The organism is Chamaesiphon polymorphus CCALA 037 (assembly GCF_003003845.1).
GTDB classification, from domain to species: Bacteria; Cyanobacteriota; Cyanobacteriia; order Cyanobacteriales; family Chamaesiphonaceae; genus Chamaesiphon; species Chamaesiphon polymorphus.
Window position 1 is genome coordinate 1 of sequence record NZ_PVWO01000091.1, and the last position, 15,299, is coordinate 15,299.

Here is a 15,299-nt window from a genome sequence, read left to right on the forward strand (position 1 = left end):
CTCTTAACTCTTAACTCCCAACTCCCAACTCCCAACTCACCCAATCTCGACGTTTCTAATCTCTACCTCTCCACGAATAGGCTGGTTTTTAAGGTATTTGAGCGGTTCTTCGGGGTTGAAGACTTGGCCGTCGAAGAGTTGGAAGGGGTCGCGATCGGGTTCGATACCGATGTAGCCTAGTTCTTGGCAGGCGGTGAGAAAGTGGTCTACACGCCGGACTCGATCGAGGATTTCGATGTAGTTTTTGGGGAAGGGGGTGATGTTCCAACGCGCGAGTTGGGTGAGGATCCACAGTCCTTCGACGCGGCGGGGACAGTTGGCGTTTTCGATGTGGAATTGGTGGTAGCGGGGGAGGGTTTCGGGGGTGGTGTTGCTGCCCCGATCGAATGGCCCGATTAATCCGGGACGCAGGGTTTGAGGGGCGATGTTTAGGTGTTTGGCGAGTAGGGTGACGATTTCTGGACGATGGCGGGGTTCGTCGCAGTATTCACAGGCTTCGAGGACGGCACGAACGATCGCGCTGTGGGTGTTGGGGTGCTGTTCGACCCAGGTTTCGGTGAAGCCGAGGATTTTTTCGGGGTTGCCAGCCCAAATATCGAGGTCGGTGGCGATGACGAAGCCGATGCCTGCTTGGATGGCTTGGGTGTTCCAGGGTTCGCCAACGCAGAAGCCGTCGATTTGGCCAGATCGCAATCGATCGACCATTTCCGCAGGCGGGATGACGATAAGGTTGATGTCTGTGTCGGGATCGATTCCGGCGGAGGCGAGCCAGTACCGCAGCATCAGGTTGTGCATGGAGCAGTCGTGGACTACTCCAAGGGTAAGTTTGCGCTCGATGATGGTGGTGCTAATGGCGGCTTTGAGGTTTTGGAGGGTGCGAATGCCTTTGTTATATAGTTCGGTGCTCAGGGTAATGGCGTTGCCGTTACGGGAGAGGACGAGGGGGACGGAAATGGGGGTAGAGGGTCGTCCATTCATGCCCAGAGTCATGGCTAGGGGCATCCCTGCGACCATTTGGGCGGTGTGGAGTTCTCCGCTGACGATATGGTCGGCGATCGCGTCCCAGCTCGGCTCTTGGAAGAGGTTGACTTGCTCGATCCCATATTTGGCGAAGAAGCCTTTTTCTTTAGCAATAATCAGCGGCGCGGCATCGGAGAGGGGAATGTAGCCGATATTAACGGTGGTTTGTTCGAGTTTTTTGGTTTGGGGGACGAGAATTGTAGTGGATTTGGCGGCTTGCGCTTTTTTGACGCGTTTTTGTTGGTTGAGAAAGTCGATCAGTTCGGCGCGCATATCGTAGTAGTCGGGATGTTTGACTACTTCCATCCGCCGTCGGGGGCGGGGTAAATCGACGGTGAGAATGCGCCCGATGTGCGATTCGGGGCCATTGGTGAGCATGACCACTCGATCGGATAATAATAGAGCTTCATCGACGTCATGTGTCACCATGACGGCGGTAACGCGGCTTTCTTCGCAGATGTGCATCAATTGTTCTTGCAAGCCGCCGCGAGTGAGGGCGTCGAGGGCACCGAAGGGTTCGTCTAATAGTAATAGTTTGGGACGAATGGCGAGGGCGCGGGCGATCGCGACGCGTTGTTTCATCCCGCCAGAGAGTTCGCCGGGACGCTTTTTGGCGGCATGTTGCAAGCCGACTAATTCGATATGATGTTCGATGATACTGCGGCGTTCGCCGACAGGTTGTTGGCTGTAAACTTCATCGACAGCCAGAGCAATATTTTCGCGCACCGATAACCAGGGAAGGAGCGAATAATTCTGAAATACTACCATTCGATCGGGGCCGGGTTCGGTAATTTCGCGTCCTTCTAAAATTACCCCGCCAGCAGTGGCTCGATCGAGTCCAGCGATCATATTTAATAAGGTTGATTTACCACAACCGGAGTGGCCGATTAATGATATAAATTCACCTTCATGAATATCTAGTTCGATATTTTTAAGTGCGACATACCTGCCACCATTAGCCAGTGGAAATACTTTATCTACGTGGTCTATCTGTACGAACATGAGTTAGTTGATAGTTGATAGTTGATAGTTGATAGGCGAATTTGGATGTTCGTCTTGAGTAATAATCTATAGGTCGGACTTATGCCTTAACGACCTTCTACCTTCGTTAACTACTTCGGATCTTCAGCCACAATCTTTGTGGCGATAAATGCGATCGATCGATCCAACAAGAAGCCCACAATCCCTACATAAATCAGCGCGAGAATGATTCGATCGAGATAAGCATTGTTATAAGATTCCCAGATGAAGAAGCCAATCCCAACGTCGCTACGTAACATTTCTGCTGCGACGATCGCCAACCAAGATAAGCCGATACCAATGCGTAAGCCTGTGAAAATATATGGTAAGGATGCTGGTAATAAAATCTTGAAAAAATAAGCCTTGTTAGATAGTTTCAAGACTCGCTTAACATTGATATAATCTTGAGGAATCTGTTGAACGCCGACGGTAGTATTGATCAGAATCGGCCAAACAGCAGTAATAAAGATGACGAAAATTGCAGCTAGACCATTGTCTTTGAGGGCTGCTAGTGCGATCGGCAACCAGGCTAGTGGGGGAATGGTACGTAAAATCTGAAACATCGGATCGAGCGATCGATAGACTAATTTATTAGAGCCGATTAAAATTCCAAATCCGACGCCAATAATTGCGGATAAACTAAATCCGATAAATACCCGTTGTAGACTCGCCCATACTTGTAAAGCCAACCCCTTTGAGTTACCGCCGTTGTCAAAAAATGGGTTGATAATAAATGGATCCCAAGCACCTTGAATGACCTGAATCGGCCCTGGTAAACCTTCAGAACCAGGTAAACAGAGTAGTTGCCAAATCGCCAAAGCTATCAGTAAAGCCACTACTGGCGGGAGAATTCCCCGTGCTTGCTTGGAAATCCAAGAGTTATTATTACTACCACTGCGGCGATTTTTGGTAACTTGCCGACTACTACTTACTGCCATGATTCTCCTAGTTATGAATGATTAGTTATGCTATTTGGTTATTAATTGGCTTCGCTCTCCTCTGAAGGTGTGCTCAATTGTGGCTCCTTGATGGTGGGTGAACTAGACCATCAGGCGTAATGCACTTCTATGTGTGAGATGAGAGCCGAAGCCTAAGCAAAATAGGATGAATACCAACGATCTCACCTATTTAGGCGATTAAGCTCTAGGCTGGGTGCGATCGAAGATGATAAAATTGGAATAGTGTTTTTATTGTCGAAGCCTTAATTAGCACCAGAGAGTTCTACGGATGTATCGCTGCTCTAGTTAATTTAGGCTTTCTTAATTTTGAGAGATTTGAGATATTCTTCCGGCTTGGCGGGATCGAATTTTACGCCATCGAAGAAGGTTTCCACACCACGAGAAGTACTAGTGGGAATTTGAGCGGCATCCACCTTGAGAGCTATCGCTGCTGCTTTCCATAAGTCTTCACGATTGACTTTTTTAATCATTTCTTTGGCCTTGACAAAATCGGTAGGAATATTTCCCCAGCGCATGTTTTCAGTTAAGAACCACAGGTCGTGACTTTGGTATGGATACGAACTATTATCAGCCCAGAATTTCATCGAGTTAGGATAATTCGGTTCGATTCTACCGTCGCCATAATCGATTTTGCCCTGAATTCTGCCGAGGATATCTGCAACTGGGACGTCAAACCATTTGGGGTTAGAAATGATTTTAGCCATTTCCTCTTTATTCTCTGGTTTATCGCACCATTGCTGCGCTTCTTGTACTGCCATCAGGATTGCTTTGGTTGCTTTAGGATTTTTATCTACCCAATCAGCGCGCATTGCCAATGCTTTTTCGGGGTGATCTTTCCATAGTTCGCCAGTTACTAAGGCGGTGTAACCGAGCTTTTGATTGACTAACCTAGCATTCCAAGGTTCGCCCACACAGAAGGCTTCCATGCTGTCTGTTTTCATGTTCGATACCATCTGTGGGGGTGGTACGGGCACGACGGAAACATCTTGGTTAGGATCGACACCATTAGCTGATAACCAATATCGCATCCACAAATCGTGAGTACCGCCGGGGAAAGTTACGGCTACTTTGAGATCTGATTTACCACCAGATTTAGCTTGAGCTAGAGCCTGCTGAAATCCCGCCCCTTTGAGTTGAATTTTGGCATCTTTGTAGGTATTTGCGACCGAAATTGCTTGTCCATTTGTATTCAACCGCGCCAAGATATACATCGGTACGGGTTGCTTGGTTTTGGTCATACCCATACTCATGAAATAAGGCATCGGCGATAACATGTGTGCGCCATCGATACCGCCACCAGCCGAGCCAGTTTCCAAGTTATCGCGGGTAACAGGCCAAGAAGTTTGCTTGAGGACTTCGACATCTTTCATGCCGTATTTGGCAAATAAACCTTTCTCTTTGGCGATGATTAATGGTGCGGAGTCGGTAAGCGGAATAAAGCCTAATTTGGCAGTAGTAACTTCTGGTGCATCTCCCGCTGCAATGTTAGTAGCTGGCGCAGTTGCAGTCGAACCTTTGTCGCCATCGGCTTTATTGCTACAAGCATTTATCAAAATACTTGTGGTGGCAGTAATACCAGCCGTAAGCATAAACTTTCTACGTGAAAATTGACTCATATATTTACCGATCGCTCCTCGTATTTAGGGCACTAATATCGATTACTGCCATTTGCTTTTATCTATTGTCGTTTTTTGATGCTTATAAAACTGTCATTTTTGTTACCAATTGCTAACAAAACCTTGACAAATTTTGCTTTTTTGATTTATGAAATACTGAAATTAAAAACAGTATCGACTGTTACTCTTTGCTAAATTTATTAATTATCATAATTTGTTAGATCGATAATTAGATCTAATGTCATTTTTTCACTAAAATAGCTACAAATATGCATAGCAATCGAACTAGTTTTAGATTGTCGATTGGTAGTCGTCTTTGCTTGACAAACGATCGCCACTTAATGAGAGAAAACAGGTATATTTTAACTACATAAATCGGCAATTATGGCAACCGTTAAAGCGATCGACTTTATCGAAATTACGACTATAAACCGACTTCTTACAAGAAGTCGGGTTTCTAAGATAGACAATGCTAAAAATCCATTGAAAAACCCGGCAACGCTATCCTGGTGACCGGGTTCAAAGTTATAACGCTATTCCTGTCTAATGATTTCCAGTTATCGCAAACTTAATCTGATGCCGCGATGTTTTACCGCTAAACTACCTCTGCAAGTAAATAAGCAGAGGACGAGATTTGAACTCGCGTATCGCAAGCGTTGGTTGGCGAAGATCGATACAGGGAGCGAGGTTTGACAAATGAAGTTAGAGTAATAACTTAAATTTAACCTTTAATTTTGATGGCAAAGAGCTGGCTTTACCTCGTTAGCTAGATAATTATTATCTAGCAACTTATTTGCCTACCCCCAGAAGATCTAAATCCGAGCCTAAATGAATGTCAAAGCGGAATTTAAATAGAGTGATTATAGTCTGGGGGGCAGGAGTCGAACCTGCAAACACTCTTAGCACTAAAATTGAACTTGTACTCGATCGCTATTATAACTCAATCTGCAAATAAATAACTAAAAATTGCTGTCGCAACTTGGCGTTGTTGGACTTGCTGACTGTTGGCTTCTTCTCTAGCTTGAATGGTCGCTTTTTGGAGTTTATCAACGCGACGCAATAAAGAATTTACTCGATCTTGAGGTAACGCACCCGAAAATTCTACTAAACTCCAAATTCCCTCAATGACATCTTTAGAAACTTCTTTGATTTGGGCAGGATGATGTTCGGTTGCTTCGTAAGCGACTACAAAATCGGTGATTTTCTTAGTTTTAACGGTTTCTTTTGGTAAAGTTACATAACAACCGCGATTGGGATCGTGTTGCTAGTCTTTGTCGATCGATAATACTGGTAATGAACCGATAAATGTCTTGATATCCTGGAGTTGTTTTTCAAGAAACAATAGGTACGATACAGGGGCATCGGCAATTATCGTCTGACCGTCGATAACGATCGAAGCTTTGGCTTCGGTGTTAGCATAATCTTGGGTTGCAGCAAGATCGAATAATTCTGATGAAGCTTGGATAAACTTGTCGATTAAATCGCTAGCTTTGAGCGTAAGTTTCTGCGATTCGGCGGGATAGATAAATCCATCTTCTTCTCGCGATTGATATGTCCGACTCAATCCTTGAAATAGCGCGCTTTTTTGGGCGAGTTGATAAACTTCGGTTTTACCTTTACCAGCGTTAGTTTTGACTGATTGTAGAATTGCAATTAATTGATTGAGCTTCATGGAACTTGGGCGGGATATCGCTCCTATTTTAGTGGGTAAATTGTGCGACTATTTTTTAAGATTTGTAGGATGGGCACTGCCGATCGTCTATAATCTGCGATCGTAAGTAGGTGCAAATATTTATTAAATAGGTAATGCCTGAAACCTAGATGGTGGGCACTGCCCACCCTACTATATTCTGTTTTCTACTTTTCCGGCTCCCTCCCCTTTATAAGGGGAGGGTTGGGGTGGGGTAAGGGACTACGCAGCAACTCCAATAACTTGTGTATATATCGTAGGCGGGGAGGGCGGGTTTGGTTGAGAACGAACAGTACAATCGAGATCTGCTAGCATTGTCTTGTCGCACACAAACGGGAGGGAACCTCCCGTTCGATGCGCCGCAAACCCGCCCCTACAGATCCATAACTCCACAATCTGCGACCCTGAATTAAGTTGTCGGCGTCGCCGTCGCACCAAACTTTTCGACCAATAAGTCAACCAGTACGCCATCTAACTCAGTAAGCGGCACTCCTTTCATTACCTTTTCGCCGAGCTTGGCATCTTTACCAACGGTACCACCCATAAAGATATCCACAGCCTCGACGGTTTGACCGTCCTTGCGAACTTTGGCACCCATCAAGCCGATATCAGCGACTTGAGGTTGACCGCAAGAATTAGGACAACCAGTCCAATGAATCCGCACTGGCTTGGGAACGTCAACTTTGGCTTCGACAGCTCCGATGACCGATACGGCATGTTGCTTGGTTTCAATCATCGCAAAGTTGCAGAATTGAGCACCAGTACAAGAGACTACCGTGCGGGTAAGATTGCCAGGATTGACCTGGAATTTTTGCAAGGTTGGTTCGCTCAATAAGATTGGTAATTTAGCATCGGCAACATTAGGAATAATGGCGTTTTGCTCGACCGTAAACCGGACTTCGCCACTGCCATAAACTTCTGCCAGTCTGGCTAATTCAAAGAAATCAGCCGCTTTGAGATGTCCGACGGGAATATGCAAACCTACATAATTTAATCCGGCTTGCTTTTGGGGATATACGCCGATATGGTCGCGTTTTTCCCATTCAATTTCATCTTTAGGTGCCGCAGCTACTAAGGTTTTGCCGTAGACGCGTTCGGTTTCGGCACGGAATTTTTCGATGCCCCATTCATCGATGAGGAACATCAAGCGCGCTTTCATCCGATTGGCTCGCAAACCGTTGTCGCGGAACAAGCGTAAAATACTCAGACTAAATTCAATTACCTCTTCAGGTGCCACCCAGACATTCATGGGAATGGCAGCATCGCATCGCTTACCGGAAAAGAAGCCGCCGACGAGCACGTTAAATCCAAATACATCATCTTTGAATGCCGGGACGAAAGCCAAATCGTTAATTTCGGCGTGAACCGAGTTATCGCGACAACCCGCGATCGCGATGTTAAATTTGCGTGGTAGATTACTAAATTCAGGATTGCCATCACCCTTATTAATAATTCGGTCTTGCAATTCCTGAATCAGCTCGCGGGTATCGTACAATTCCCCAGCTTCGAGTCCTGCGACAGGCGAACCCGTAATGTTGCGGACATTATCCATCGCCGACTGCATACTCGTCAGTCCGACTGCTGCCATCTTACGGAAGATTTCTGGTAGATCTTCAATCCGAATCCCCCGCAACTGAATGCTCTGGCGGGTGGTAATATCGGCACTGCCATCATCTCCATACCGTTGGATGATATCGCCTAACACGCGCAATTGGTCGCTAGTGGTAATCCCACTCGGCGCGCGTAACCGCATCATAAACTTTCCAGGCGTCACGGGCCGAAAAAATACACCCAACCACTTTAAGCGATGCTCGCGGTCGGTTTCATCCATCGCTTCCCAACCAATCCTTGCAAAATCTTCTAGCTCGGCTTTGAGTGCGAGTCCGTCTTTTTCTGATTTGAGTTTCTCAAATTTGTTCTGAGTGGCTGGTGTGGCTGTTGTCATGGCTGAAATCCCCGCTAGCTTGAAGCTGCACAGAATTGGGTTTAGTAAAATTTAATCTTGTGTATCATAAGTTAACGGTAATGATGTTGGGATTTAGTATCTCTTGTTACAAAAAAACCGATTCTATGCAAGAATCGGTTTTTATTTATGTAGTTTACGGATTTAGCTACGTTGCCCAGGTGTTACTCGATGGGCGAGGGTGACAAGTGAGACATATACCATAGATGGGCGTGAATAGGTTCATAGTCCACGGATATAGCTACAATGGATCGAGCGGCTGACAAAAGCGGTTGACCCCATGTTCGTGAACGTACAATAACACTGGTAAAATCAATAATTTTGGGCAGACTTTCACTCGTTCAAAATGTTGATATAGCGGCATAAAATTACCATCTACCATATCATTCCGAAATTCCGATTGACAAACAGCTACGCGGCATTTTTTGGCCAATCCTTCTAACCATTCACTATTAGTAATGTCTGGCTGTTGTCCGGTGCGAATTGCTAAAGTCATCGCTGCATCTTCTAGATCGCCTTCGCAATCGGCAATTGTTTCTAAGCTAGCGATCGCTTCGGGAATGTCCGCAAATTTAACTGTTAATTCTTCAATAATTTGGAGATCGATCTGATTAATTTCCACTGCGATTGAATTTGCACTTATACAATTTTATTATCCTACCAAAACTTAATTCAATCGCCGATCGCTAATTTATAGAAGTCGGGATCGATCGGACTTAAGCTTAGATGCTACTTACCAAGAAAAATAGGTATAAAGCCTCCCTCTTTGGGAGAAATAGAACCCGATTATGCTCAGTCCTTCTCAATTAGCAGACACTACGTAACAGGAAGAAGTAATTAATTATCAATTATCAATTATCAATTATCAATTACCTAAATAGCATCTAAGCTGTAATTATTCGACTTTTACGCCCTTCCAAAAGGCAATGTAACCAGTAATATTTTTAGCAGCATCCTTGGTTTCGGGATAGTACCAAGCCGCATCTGGATTGACTTTACCATCAACTTCGATACTGTAGTAGCTAGCAACACCTTTCCAGGGACAGGTAGTGTGGGTATTGCTATCGATAAAATATTGTTTGTTGATGCTTTCTGGTGGAAAGTACTGATTATTTTCGACAACGACTGTGGCATCGCTTTCGGCTAAGGTTGCACCATTCCAAGTTGCTTTTTTCATAAATCGATCGGTTGTTAGTTATCTAGATTGTCCAAACTCTTATCACTATAACATTCAACTCTCGGTGCCATTTGCTGGCTGCGGTAGTTGGCGTGCAGCTATTCTAGCTTTAACTGATTCTCCGATCGTATCTGCTAGCAAATCTGCACTATTAATCACACCTAGCGAACTAGTATTGGATGCCATTGTCTCCAATCTTTGTGGATTTTGGAGGAGATTGAGGACTTCTAGCGATAAAAACTGCGCCGTCAGATTTTCTTGCCGAAATAGGAGCGCGCCATTGGCAGATGCTAAAACATTGGCATTGTAATATTGATGATCCTCAGCAGCAAAGGGATAGGGAATCAAAATTGACGGAGTACGGGTAATCATCAATTCATTAAGTGTCGCGGCACCAGCACGACAGATTGCCAAATTTGCACGTTGCAACAGTCCGGCCATATTATCGTAAAAAGGGAGGACGATATACTGAGGATGCTCGATTTTGTCGGTCGGCATATTCGCGCCGCCGACGATATGGACGATCGTCGCACCTGCATCCAGCCAAGATTGCACGCATTCAGATATCATCTGATTGAGGGCTACCGCGCCTTGAGACCCCCCGACGACGACAATTAGGGGACTACCAGCGGGAATTGGTAAATCAAGCGGTTGTGAGGTCAAAAACTCTTGACGACAGGGAGTACCCAGATAAATTGTCTTGGCACGGGTGAGATATTTGCTAGTCGCGACAAATCCGACAGCTACCTTGGTACAAAACGGACTCAGCCATCGGGTAACTTTGCCAGGAATCGCATTAGATTCGTGCAGAAACACTGGTAAACCGAGCGAATAACCAGCTAAGATCGCTGGTGCAGAGATATAACCACCAGTACTAAAGACAGCATCAAACTTGCCTTGTTTGAGCAGTTTGCGGACTTGAAAGATGCTGGCAAGCAATCCACCCAGTGTTTTGAGAGTACCTAGTCCAAATCTCCCCTGAAAGCCACCAACTCGAATAATATGTAAAGGATACTCTTTGGGGACTAACTTGGACTCTAGCCGATCGGGTACGCCCAACCATTCAATCTGATACCCTGATAACTTTTGGGCAACTGCGATCGCGGGAAATACATGTCCCCCAGTTCCACTTGCGGCAATCAGTAGCTTAATAGCAGCATTAGACACTATTATTTTTATTCCTCACCTGCGACACAGTTATTTTAGCCGTTGGCGTAGCCTCTCCGCTAGAAGAATCGCTGTTCTGTTATTGTAGATGTAATATCGATCGATACCTCGATCCGCAGTATTTGCTCCAAAAGAGGTGAGACTTGTTTCATTCTGGCCACTTTTTACCCGCTACCCGATATCCTCTATATGTTGCAACGCATCTACCGTCTGTTACCAGCTACTTTCTCTGCAAGATCTTGGTATCGATTGGCAATTTCGACACTAGCAATTGGCACCCAGATGGCAATTGCAATCCCCGCGCGCGTCGATAGCCAGACAATGAATGCGCCTGCGGCAATTAAGACACTCCTCACCAACATTGATGCCGCTGCCAACGCCCGCAAATTGTCAGAAGTATCGCGTTACTACAGCCCTAATTTTAGCACCAGTGATGGTTGGACTAAAACCACCTGGGAGCAATCATTGGGTCAATTTTGGCAAAATTATACTAATACTACTTACACCACTAGCCTTCAAAGCTGGCAGGCGGCGGAGAATGGTTACACCGCCAATACTGTTACCAAAATTGCTGGCACCCAAAAAATCGACGGTAGAGTCTTCAATTTGCAATCGACGATTCAATCTCGTCAAAAGATCGTTGGCGGACAAATAGTCCAACAACAAGTCCTCCAAGAACGCACCCTGTTAACCAGCGGTAGCAAACCACCAACGATCGAACTTAATTTACCAGAAACACTCCAAACTAACGCTGAATATAACCTCGATGCGATCGTCCTCGAACCGCTGGGTGAAGATGTGCTCATGGGTACAACGATTAAACAACCAGTTTCCGCTGCGAGCTATGGCAAGACACCAAGTTACAAGCTAGAGCTACTCTCGGCTGGTGGCTTATTCAAAGTCGCTCGCGCTCCTGGCAAATCCGGCGATTATTGGCTCTCTACAATCTTTATCCGTCCATCGGGGATGTCTACGCTCACTCAACGCGTGCGGGTAGTGCGGGACAATTAATTGATAATTGATAATTGATAATTGGGTTACTTTAAAAGACAAGATCCCCGACTTCTCGAAGAAGTCGGGGATCTGCTTGCTTCTAGCTTAAATTTGGGGCTTACTTACCCAATAACTTCACAACACCAATCCCGCCAAAATATAAAGCTAACACTGCACCTGCAAGCAAACTTTGAGTTAGCGGATCTGTGGAGGGAGTAACGATCGCGCCGACTACCATCGATCCTACCACTACACTTTTCCACCCAGATAACATCACTTCTGAAGAGAGAATGCCCAATAGAGATAATAAAATCTGAACGACAGGTAGTTCAAATAACAAACCCGTAGCAAATAATAAGACTAATACAAACTCAAAATATCGATCGATCGACCAAGCCTGCTCGACAACATTTTCGCCGTAACCGATCAGAAAATTGAGCGCAGCCGGAATCAATGCATAATAAGCAAACGCAATCCCCCCAACAAATAGCACCGACGAACCAATCACCACAGGCAATACTAACTGACGCTCGCGCCGCGTCAAGCCAGGGAGTACGAATTGAATGATTTGGTAGAGAATTACCGGACTAGCAACTAATAAACCACAATATCCAGCCACCTTGACCGAGACAAAAAAGTATTCACCTGGAGCCAGTTGCAGAAATTTAATGCCAACAGCAGGTATTTCTAGCACTTGGACGATTTGTTTGGCGTAGACAAAACAGCCGATCGCGCCGATCGCCACCGCTAAGATCCCATAAAATATCCGCAGGCGTAATTCTTCCAAATGGTCGAAAAAAGACATCTCCAGATCGGCGGAGAGTTCGTCTAATTCGTCTAATTTGTCTAATTCGTCATTCAGATCGGGATCTGGCGACCATAGTGCGGTACTCAGTTCGCTATTGGACTGAAGATCGGTATCTACTTCTGAAGTCATTGCAAAGCTTATGCCTGAACTTTCTTACCAATTATAAAGGATCGGGTTGTGCGGTGAACGGGTGAATGGGTAATGGGTAATGGGGTAATGGGTAACGACGATCGTTACCTGCCAATCCTGCAAGGTTGTGCTGTCTTGTCTTGTCTCGATCTAGAGTTCAAGAACGTTGGAGATTGCGCGGATCGAGAGCATCGCGCAAACCGTCGCCGAGGAGATTGAAGGCTAGTACCGTGAGGATGATTAACAGTGCTGGCGGCCAAATCAACCAAGGTTGGAAGATCAGAATTGAAGTATTAGTCGCGATCGAAAGTAAATTTCCCCAAGAAGGATCTGGTGGTTGAATACCCAAGCCAATCAGACTCAATACCGACTCAGCAACAATGAAACTCGGAATTGCTAAAGTTGCTGAAATAATCAAATAAGTAGCTGTTTGCGGCAGCACATGGCGGACGATAATATAAAACGGTTTTGCCCCCATTGCACGTGCGGCTTGAACGAATTCTCGCTCCTTAATCGATAATACCTGACCGCGAATTACCCGCGCCAATCCCGCCCAACTGATAAAGGAGGTAATTGCGACAATTAGTAAAAAACGTTGAGAACTGCTGACTCGATCGGGTAATACTGAAGCTAGCGCGACTAATAAATATATACTCGGCAAAGTCATCAATACCTCAGCTACGCGCATGATTCCAGCATCGATCCAGCCGCCAAAATAGCCCGCAATCCCGCCTAAAATCATGCCGATGGGGAAAGAGATTATTACCCCAATCAGACCGATAAACAGGCTGATTCTACCGCCATAGACGAGCCGACTGAATTGATCTCGCCCCTGTTCGTCAGTGCCGAAAAGATTGATTTTACCCGTACCTGTGGTGCCGAATAAATGCCAATCGCAGGGAATACCGGAAAAAATGGTTAATTCTTGCGCATCAGCTTTAGTCTTGACAACTGGATCTTTACCCTTATTTTTCTTGCTCATCGCCGGATCGAATTTTGGCAGCAAGGGGATACTAACTTGAAATAACTTATAACTAGAACCGCGCACGAATAAGCTAATCGGCGATGGCTTCGTTTTATCTACCTTGAGCAGTCGATCTCCGGTATTAATATCGGTTTTACCCTGAGTAGTCGGGTACACATGCGCCCCAATCCATTTACCGTCCGGATCTGTCCAATGAATGGCAGTTGGTGGTAACAAAGAGCCATCATCCTGCGATACATAAGGATCGTAGGGAGCGACAAACTCCGCTGCAATGACCATCAGATACATCAACACTAGCGCGATCGCACCCGCTCTTGCCAATCCATTCCGTTTTAACTGTTGCCACCAATTCATTGAAAACCTCCAGGAAATTCAACCCATGCGATCGATCTGTCGGGTTACCCACAAGCGTTGCGGAATAAGCACGAGGCATTCCCCCTACAGGTCGATTGAGATCGATATATTAAGTATATAGATCTGTAGGTTGGGTTGAGAGAATCGAAACCCAACATCCTCAGCCAAAGTTTATTGTCATGTTAGGCGGCATTTATGTCGGCTCAGATGCTTTGCTGAGGCAAATGCTGTGCCTACAGCAGGCTTTCCTTCTCTCCGAGAGGCTTCGCCAACGGAACGCTTTGCCAACACCAACGCGAACGGAACGAGAAAACCCAACATCCTCACCTTCGATTGCTGGGCTTGTTGGATATCGGCAGTCATATTTGAGGATGATGTCTATAACGTCAAAGATTGAGCGTTAGTTTGGATTAATAGAGCCAAATCCTTGAGGAAATTAGCCGCATCAGCACCGTAGATAATCCGGCGATCGGCAGTCATATTTACCTGCATTTGACGACGGATCGCAAACGTACCATCTTCGCTAGCCACTACTTGCGGCTGCGAAGCACCCACAGCCAAAATCGCGCCCGTACCGGGGGGTAGAATGGCATCAAATCGATCGACGCCTAGCATTCCGAGGTTAGAGATGGTAAAAGTACCAGAGCTGTACTCTTGGGGCTGCAATTGCTCGATCCGCGCGCGATCGACTAGATCTTTCCACATCCGCGACAGGGAGTAGAGATCGAGTTTGTCAGCATTTTGGAGGACGGGAGTAATCAATCCACCGTCGGGCATGGAGACGGCGACGGCAATATTAATCGAGCCAGGATGATTGAGACCTGCATCGGTGTAGCTGGCGTTAAGTACCAACATCTTCTGCGGTGATGCGACCGTTGGGGCCAGTGCCATTAAGAGTTTCGACGGCGATGCCATATTCTTTGGCTAATTTCCTCGCGCGGGGGGATACTACGGGTCGATCGATTTTGAGGGGAGTTTCTGTAGGGGATGCAGTTGTTGCTGGGGGTGAGATTGTGGTGGCTGCGGCTGTGGCTGCTGGTGCGGGAGCTGTGGCTTTAGCGGCTGGAGCTTTGCCCTGGGCTTGCTGTTTGGCTACTTCAATTTCAGCTTCAGTCTCAGCCACCAGTGCAATTATTGAGCCAATAGGTGCGGATGCTCCGGCTGGAACGAGGATGGTAGCGATATAGCCGCTATAAAAAGTTTCGACATCGATATCTACTTTGTCGAATTCCAGCGCACAAATGACTTCGCCTTTTTCAACTTTGTCCCCTGGGGATTTGTGCCAGGAGACGATCTTAAAGTCAGTCATCGTGCGACTTAGAACAGGCAGGAAAACTTCGCGTATTGCCATGGGGAATCTTCTCGATCGAACAGTATATAGAACCCATTTGAGATCTTCCGTTGGGGAGGGCGGGTTC

General features: G+C 46.1%; 11 protein-coding genes and 2 pseudogenes. 1 reads left to right on the top strand and 12 read right to left on the bottom strand.

All coding sequences use genetic code 11. The features are described 5' to 3' along the window. Positions 1–36: 36 nt before the first annotated feature. The 8 genes and pseudogenes from C7B77_RS09455 to murG all read right to left on the bottom strand — a co-directional run bounded on the left by C7B77_RS09455 (position 37) and on the right by murG (position 10,612). Positions 37–2,022, bottom strand: coding sequence for an ABC transporter ATP-binding/substrate-binding protein (locus C7B77_RS09455; protein WP_106303314.1), 1,986 nt, complete (start codon positions 2,020–2,022; stop codon positions 37–39). 110 nt (positions 2,023–2,132) lie between these two features. Beyond that, positions 2,133–2,978, bottom strand: coding sequence for a nitrate ABC transporter permease (gene ntrB / locus C7B77_RS09460; RefSeq protein ID WP_106303317.1), 846 nt, complete (start codon positions 2,976–2,978; stop codon positions 2,133–2,135). A 311-nt stretch (positions 2,979–3,289) separates the two neighbouring features. After that, positions 3,290–4,615, bottom strand: coding sequence for a CmpA/NrtA family ABC transporter substrate-binding protein (locus C7B77_RS09465; protein ID WP_106303320.1), 1,326 nt, complete (start codon positions 4,613–4,615; stop codon positions 3,290–3,292). A gap of 940 nt (positions 4,616–5,555) precedes the next feature. Continuing rightward, positions 5,556–6,287 (bottom strand): annotated as a pseudogene (locus C7B77_RS31955) (DUF7873 family protein). A gap of 427 nt (positions 6,288–6,714) precedes the next feature. Continuing rightward, positions 6,715–8,250 (bottom strand): ferredoxin--nitrite reductase, encoded by a 1,536-nt coding sequence (locus C7B77_RS09475; protein WP_106303322.1) that lies wholly within the window; start codon positions 8,248–8,250, stop codon positions 6,715–6,717. A 259-nt stretch (positions 8,251–8,509) separates the two neighbouring features. After that, on the bottom strand, positions 8,510–8,890 hold the full coding sequence (locus tag C7B77_RS09480) for a hypothetical protein (RefSeq protein WP_106303325.1): 381 nt from the start codon (positions 8,888–8,890) through the stop codon (positions 8,510–8,512). A 273-nt stretch (positions 8,891–9,163) separates the two neighbouring features. Next, on the bottom strand, positions 9,164–9,445 hold the full coding sequence (locus C7B77_RS09485) for a DUF427 domain-containing protein (protein ID WP_106303328.1): 282 nt from the start codon (positions 9,443–9,445) through the stop codon (positions 9,164–9,166). Positions 9,446–9,499: 54 nt separating this feature from the next. Next, on the bottom strand, positions 9,500–10,612 hold the full coding sequence (murG, locus tag C7B77_RS09490) for an undecaprenyldiphospho-muramoylpentapeptide beta-N-acetylglucosaminyltransferase (protein WP_106303331.1): 1,113 nt from the start codon (positions 10,610–10,612) through the stop codon (positions 9,500–9,502). Positions 10,613–10,801: 189 nt separating this feature from the next. On the opposite strand from murG, the gene C7B77_RS09495 reads away from it, so the two are divergent. Continuing rightward, positions 10,802–11,623, top strand: coding sequence for a hypothetical protein (locus C7B77_RS09495; RefSeq protein WP_106303333.1), 822 nt, complete (start codon positions 10,802–10,804; stop codon positions 11,621–11,623). A gap of 100 nt (positions 11,624–11,723) precedes the next feature. Here C7B77_RS09495 and tatC read toward each other — a convergent pair whose 3' ends face one another. The 4 genes and pseudogenes from tatC to C7B77_RS09515 all read right to left on the bottom strand — a co-directional run bounded on the left by tatC (position 11,724) and on the right by C7B77_RS09515 (position 15,232). Next, on the bottom strand, positions 11,724–12,542 hold the full coding sequence (tatC, locus tag C7B77_RS09500; protein ID WP_106303335.1) for a twin-arginine translocase subunit TatC: 819 nt from the start codon (positions 12,540–12,542) through the stop codon (positions 11,724–11,726). A 157-nt stretch (positions 12,543–12,699) separates the two neighbouring features. After that, positions 12,700–13,881, bottom strand: coding sequence for an ABC transporter permease (locus C7B77_RS09505; protein WP_106303337.1), 1,182 nt, complete (start codon positions 13,879–13,881; stop codon positions 12,700–12,702). Positions 13,882–14,058: 177 nt separating this feature from the next. After that, the gene (locus tag C7B77_RS09510) at positions 14,059–14,244 is read right to left on the bottom strand and encodes a hypothetical protein (RefSeq protein ID WP_106303340.1); all 186 of its coding nucleotides are present in this window, start codon (positions 14,242–14,244) and stop codon (positions 14,059–14,061) included. A gap of 15 nt (positions 14,245–14,259) precedes the next feature. Then, positions 14,260–15,232, bottom strand: a pseudogene (locus C7B77_RS09515) (dihydrolipoamide acetyltransferase family protein). Positions 15,233–15,299: the final 67 nt, after the last annotated feature.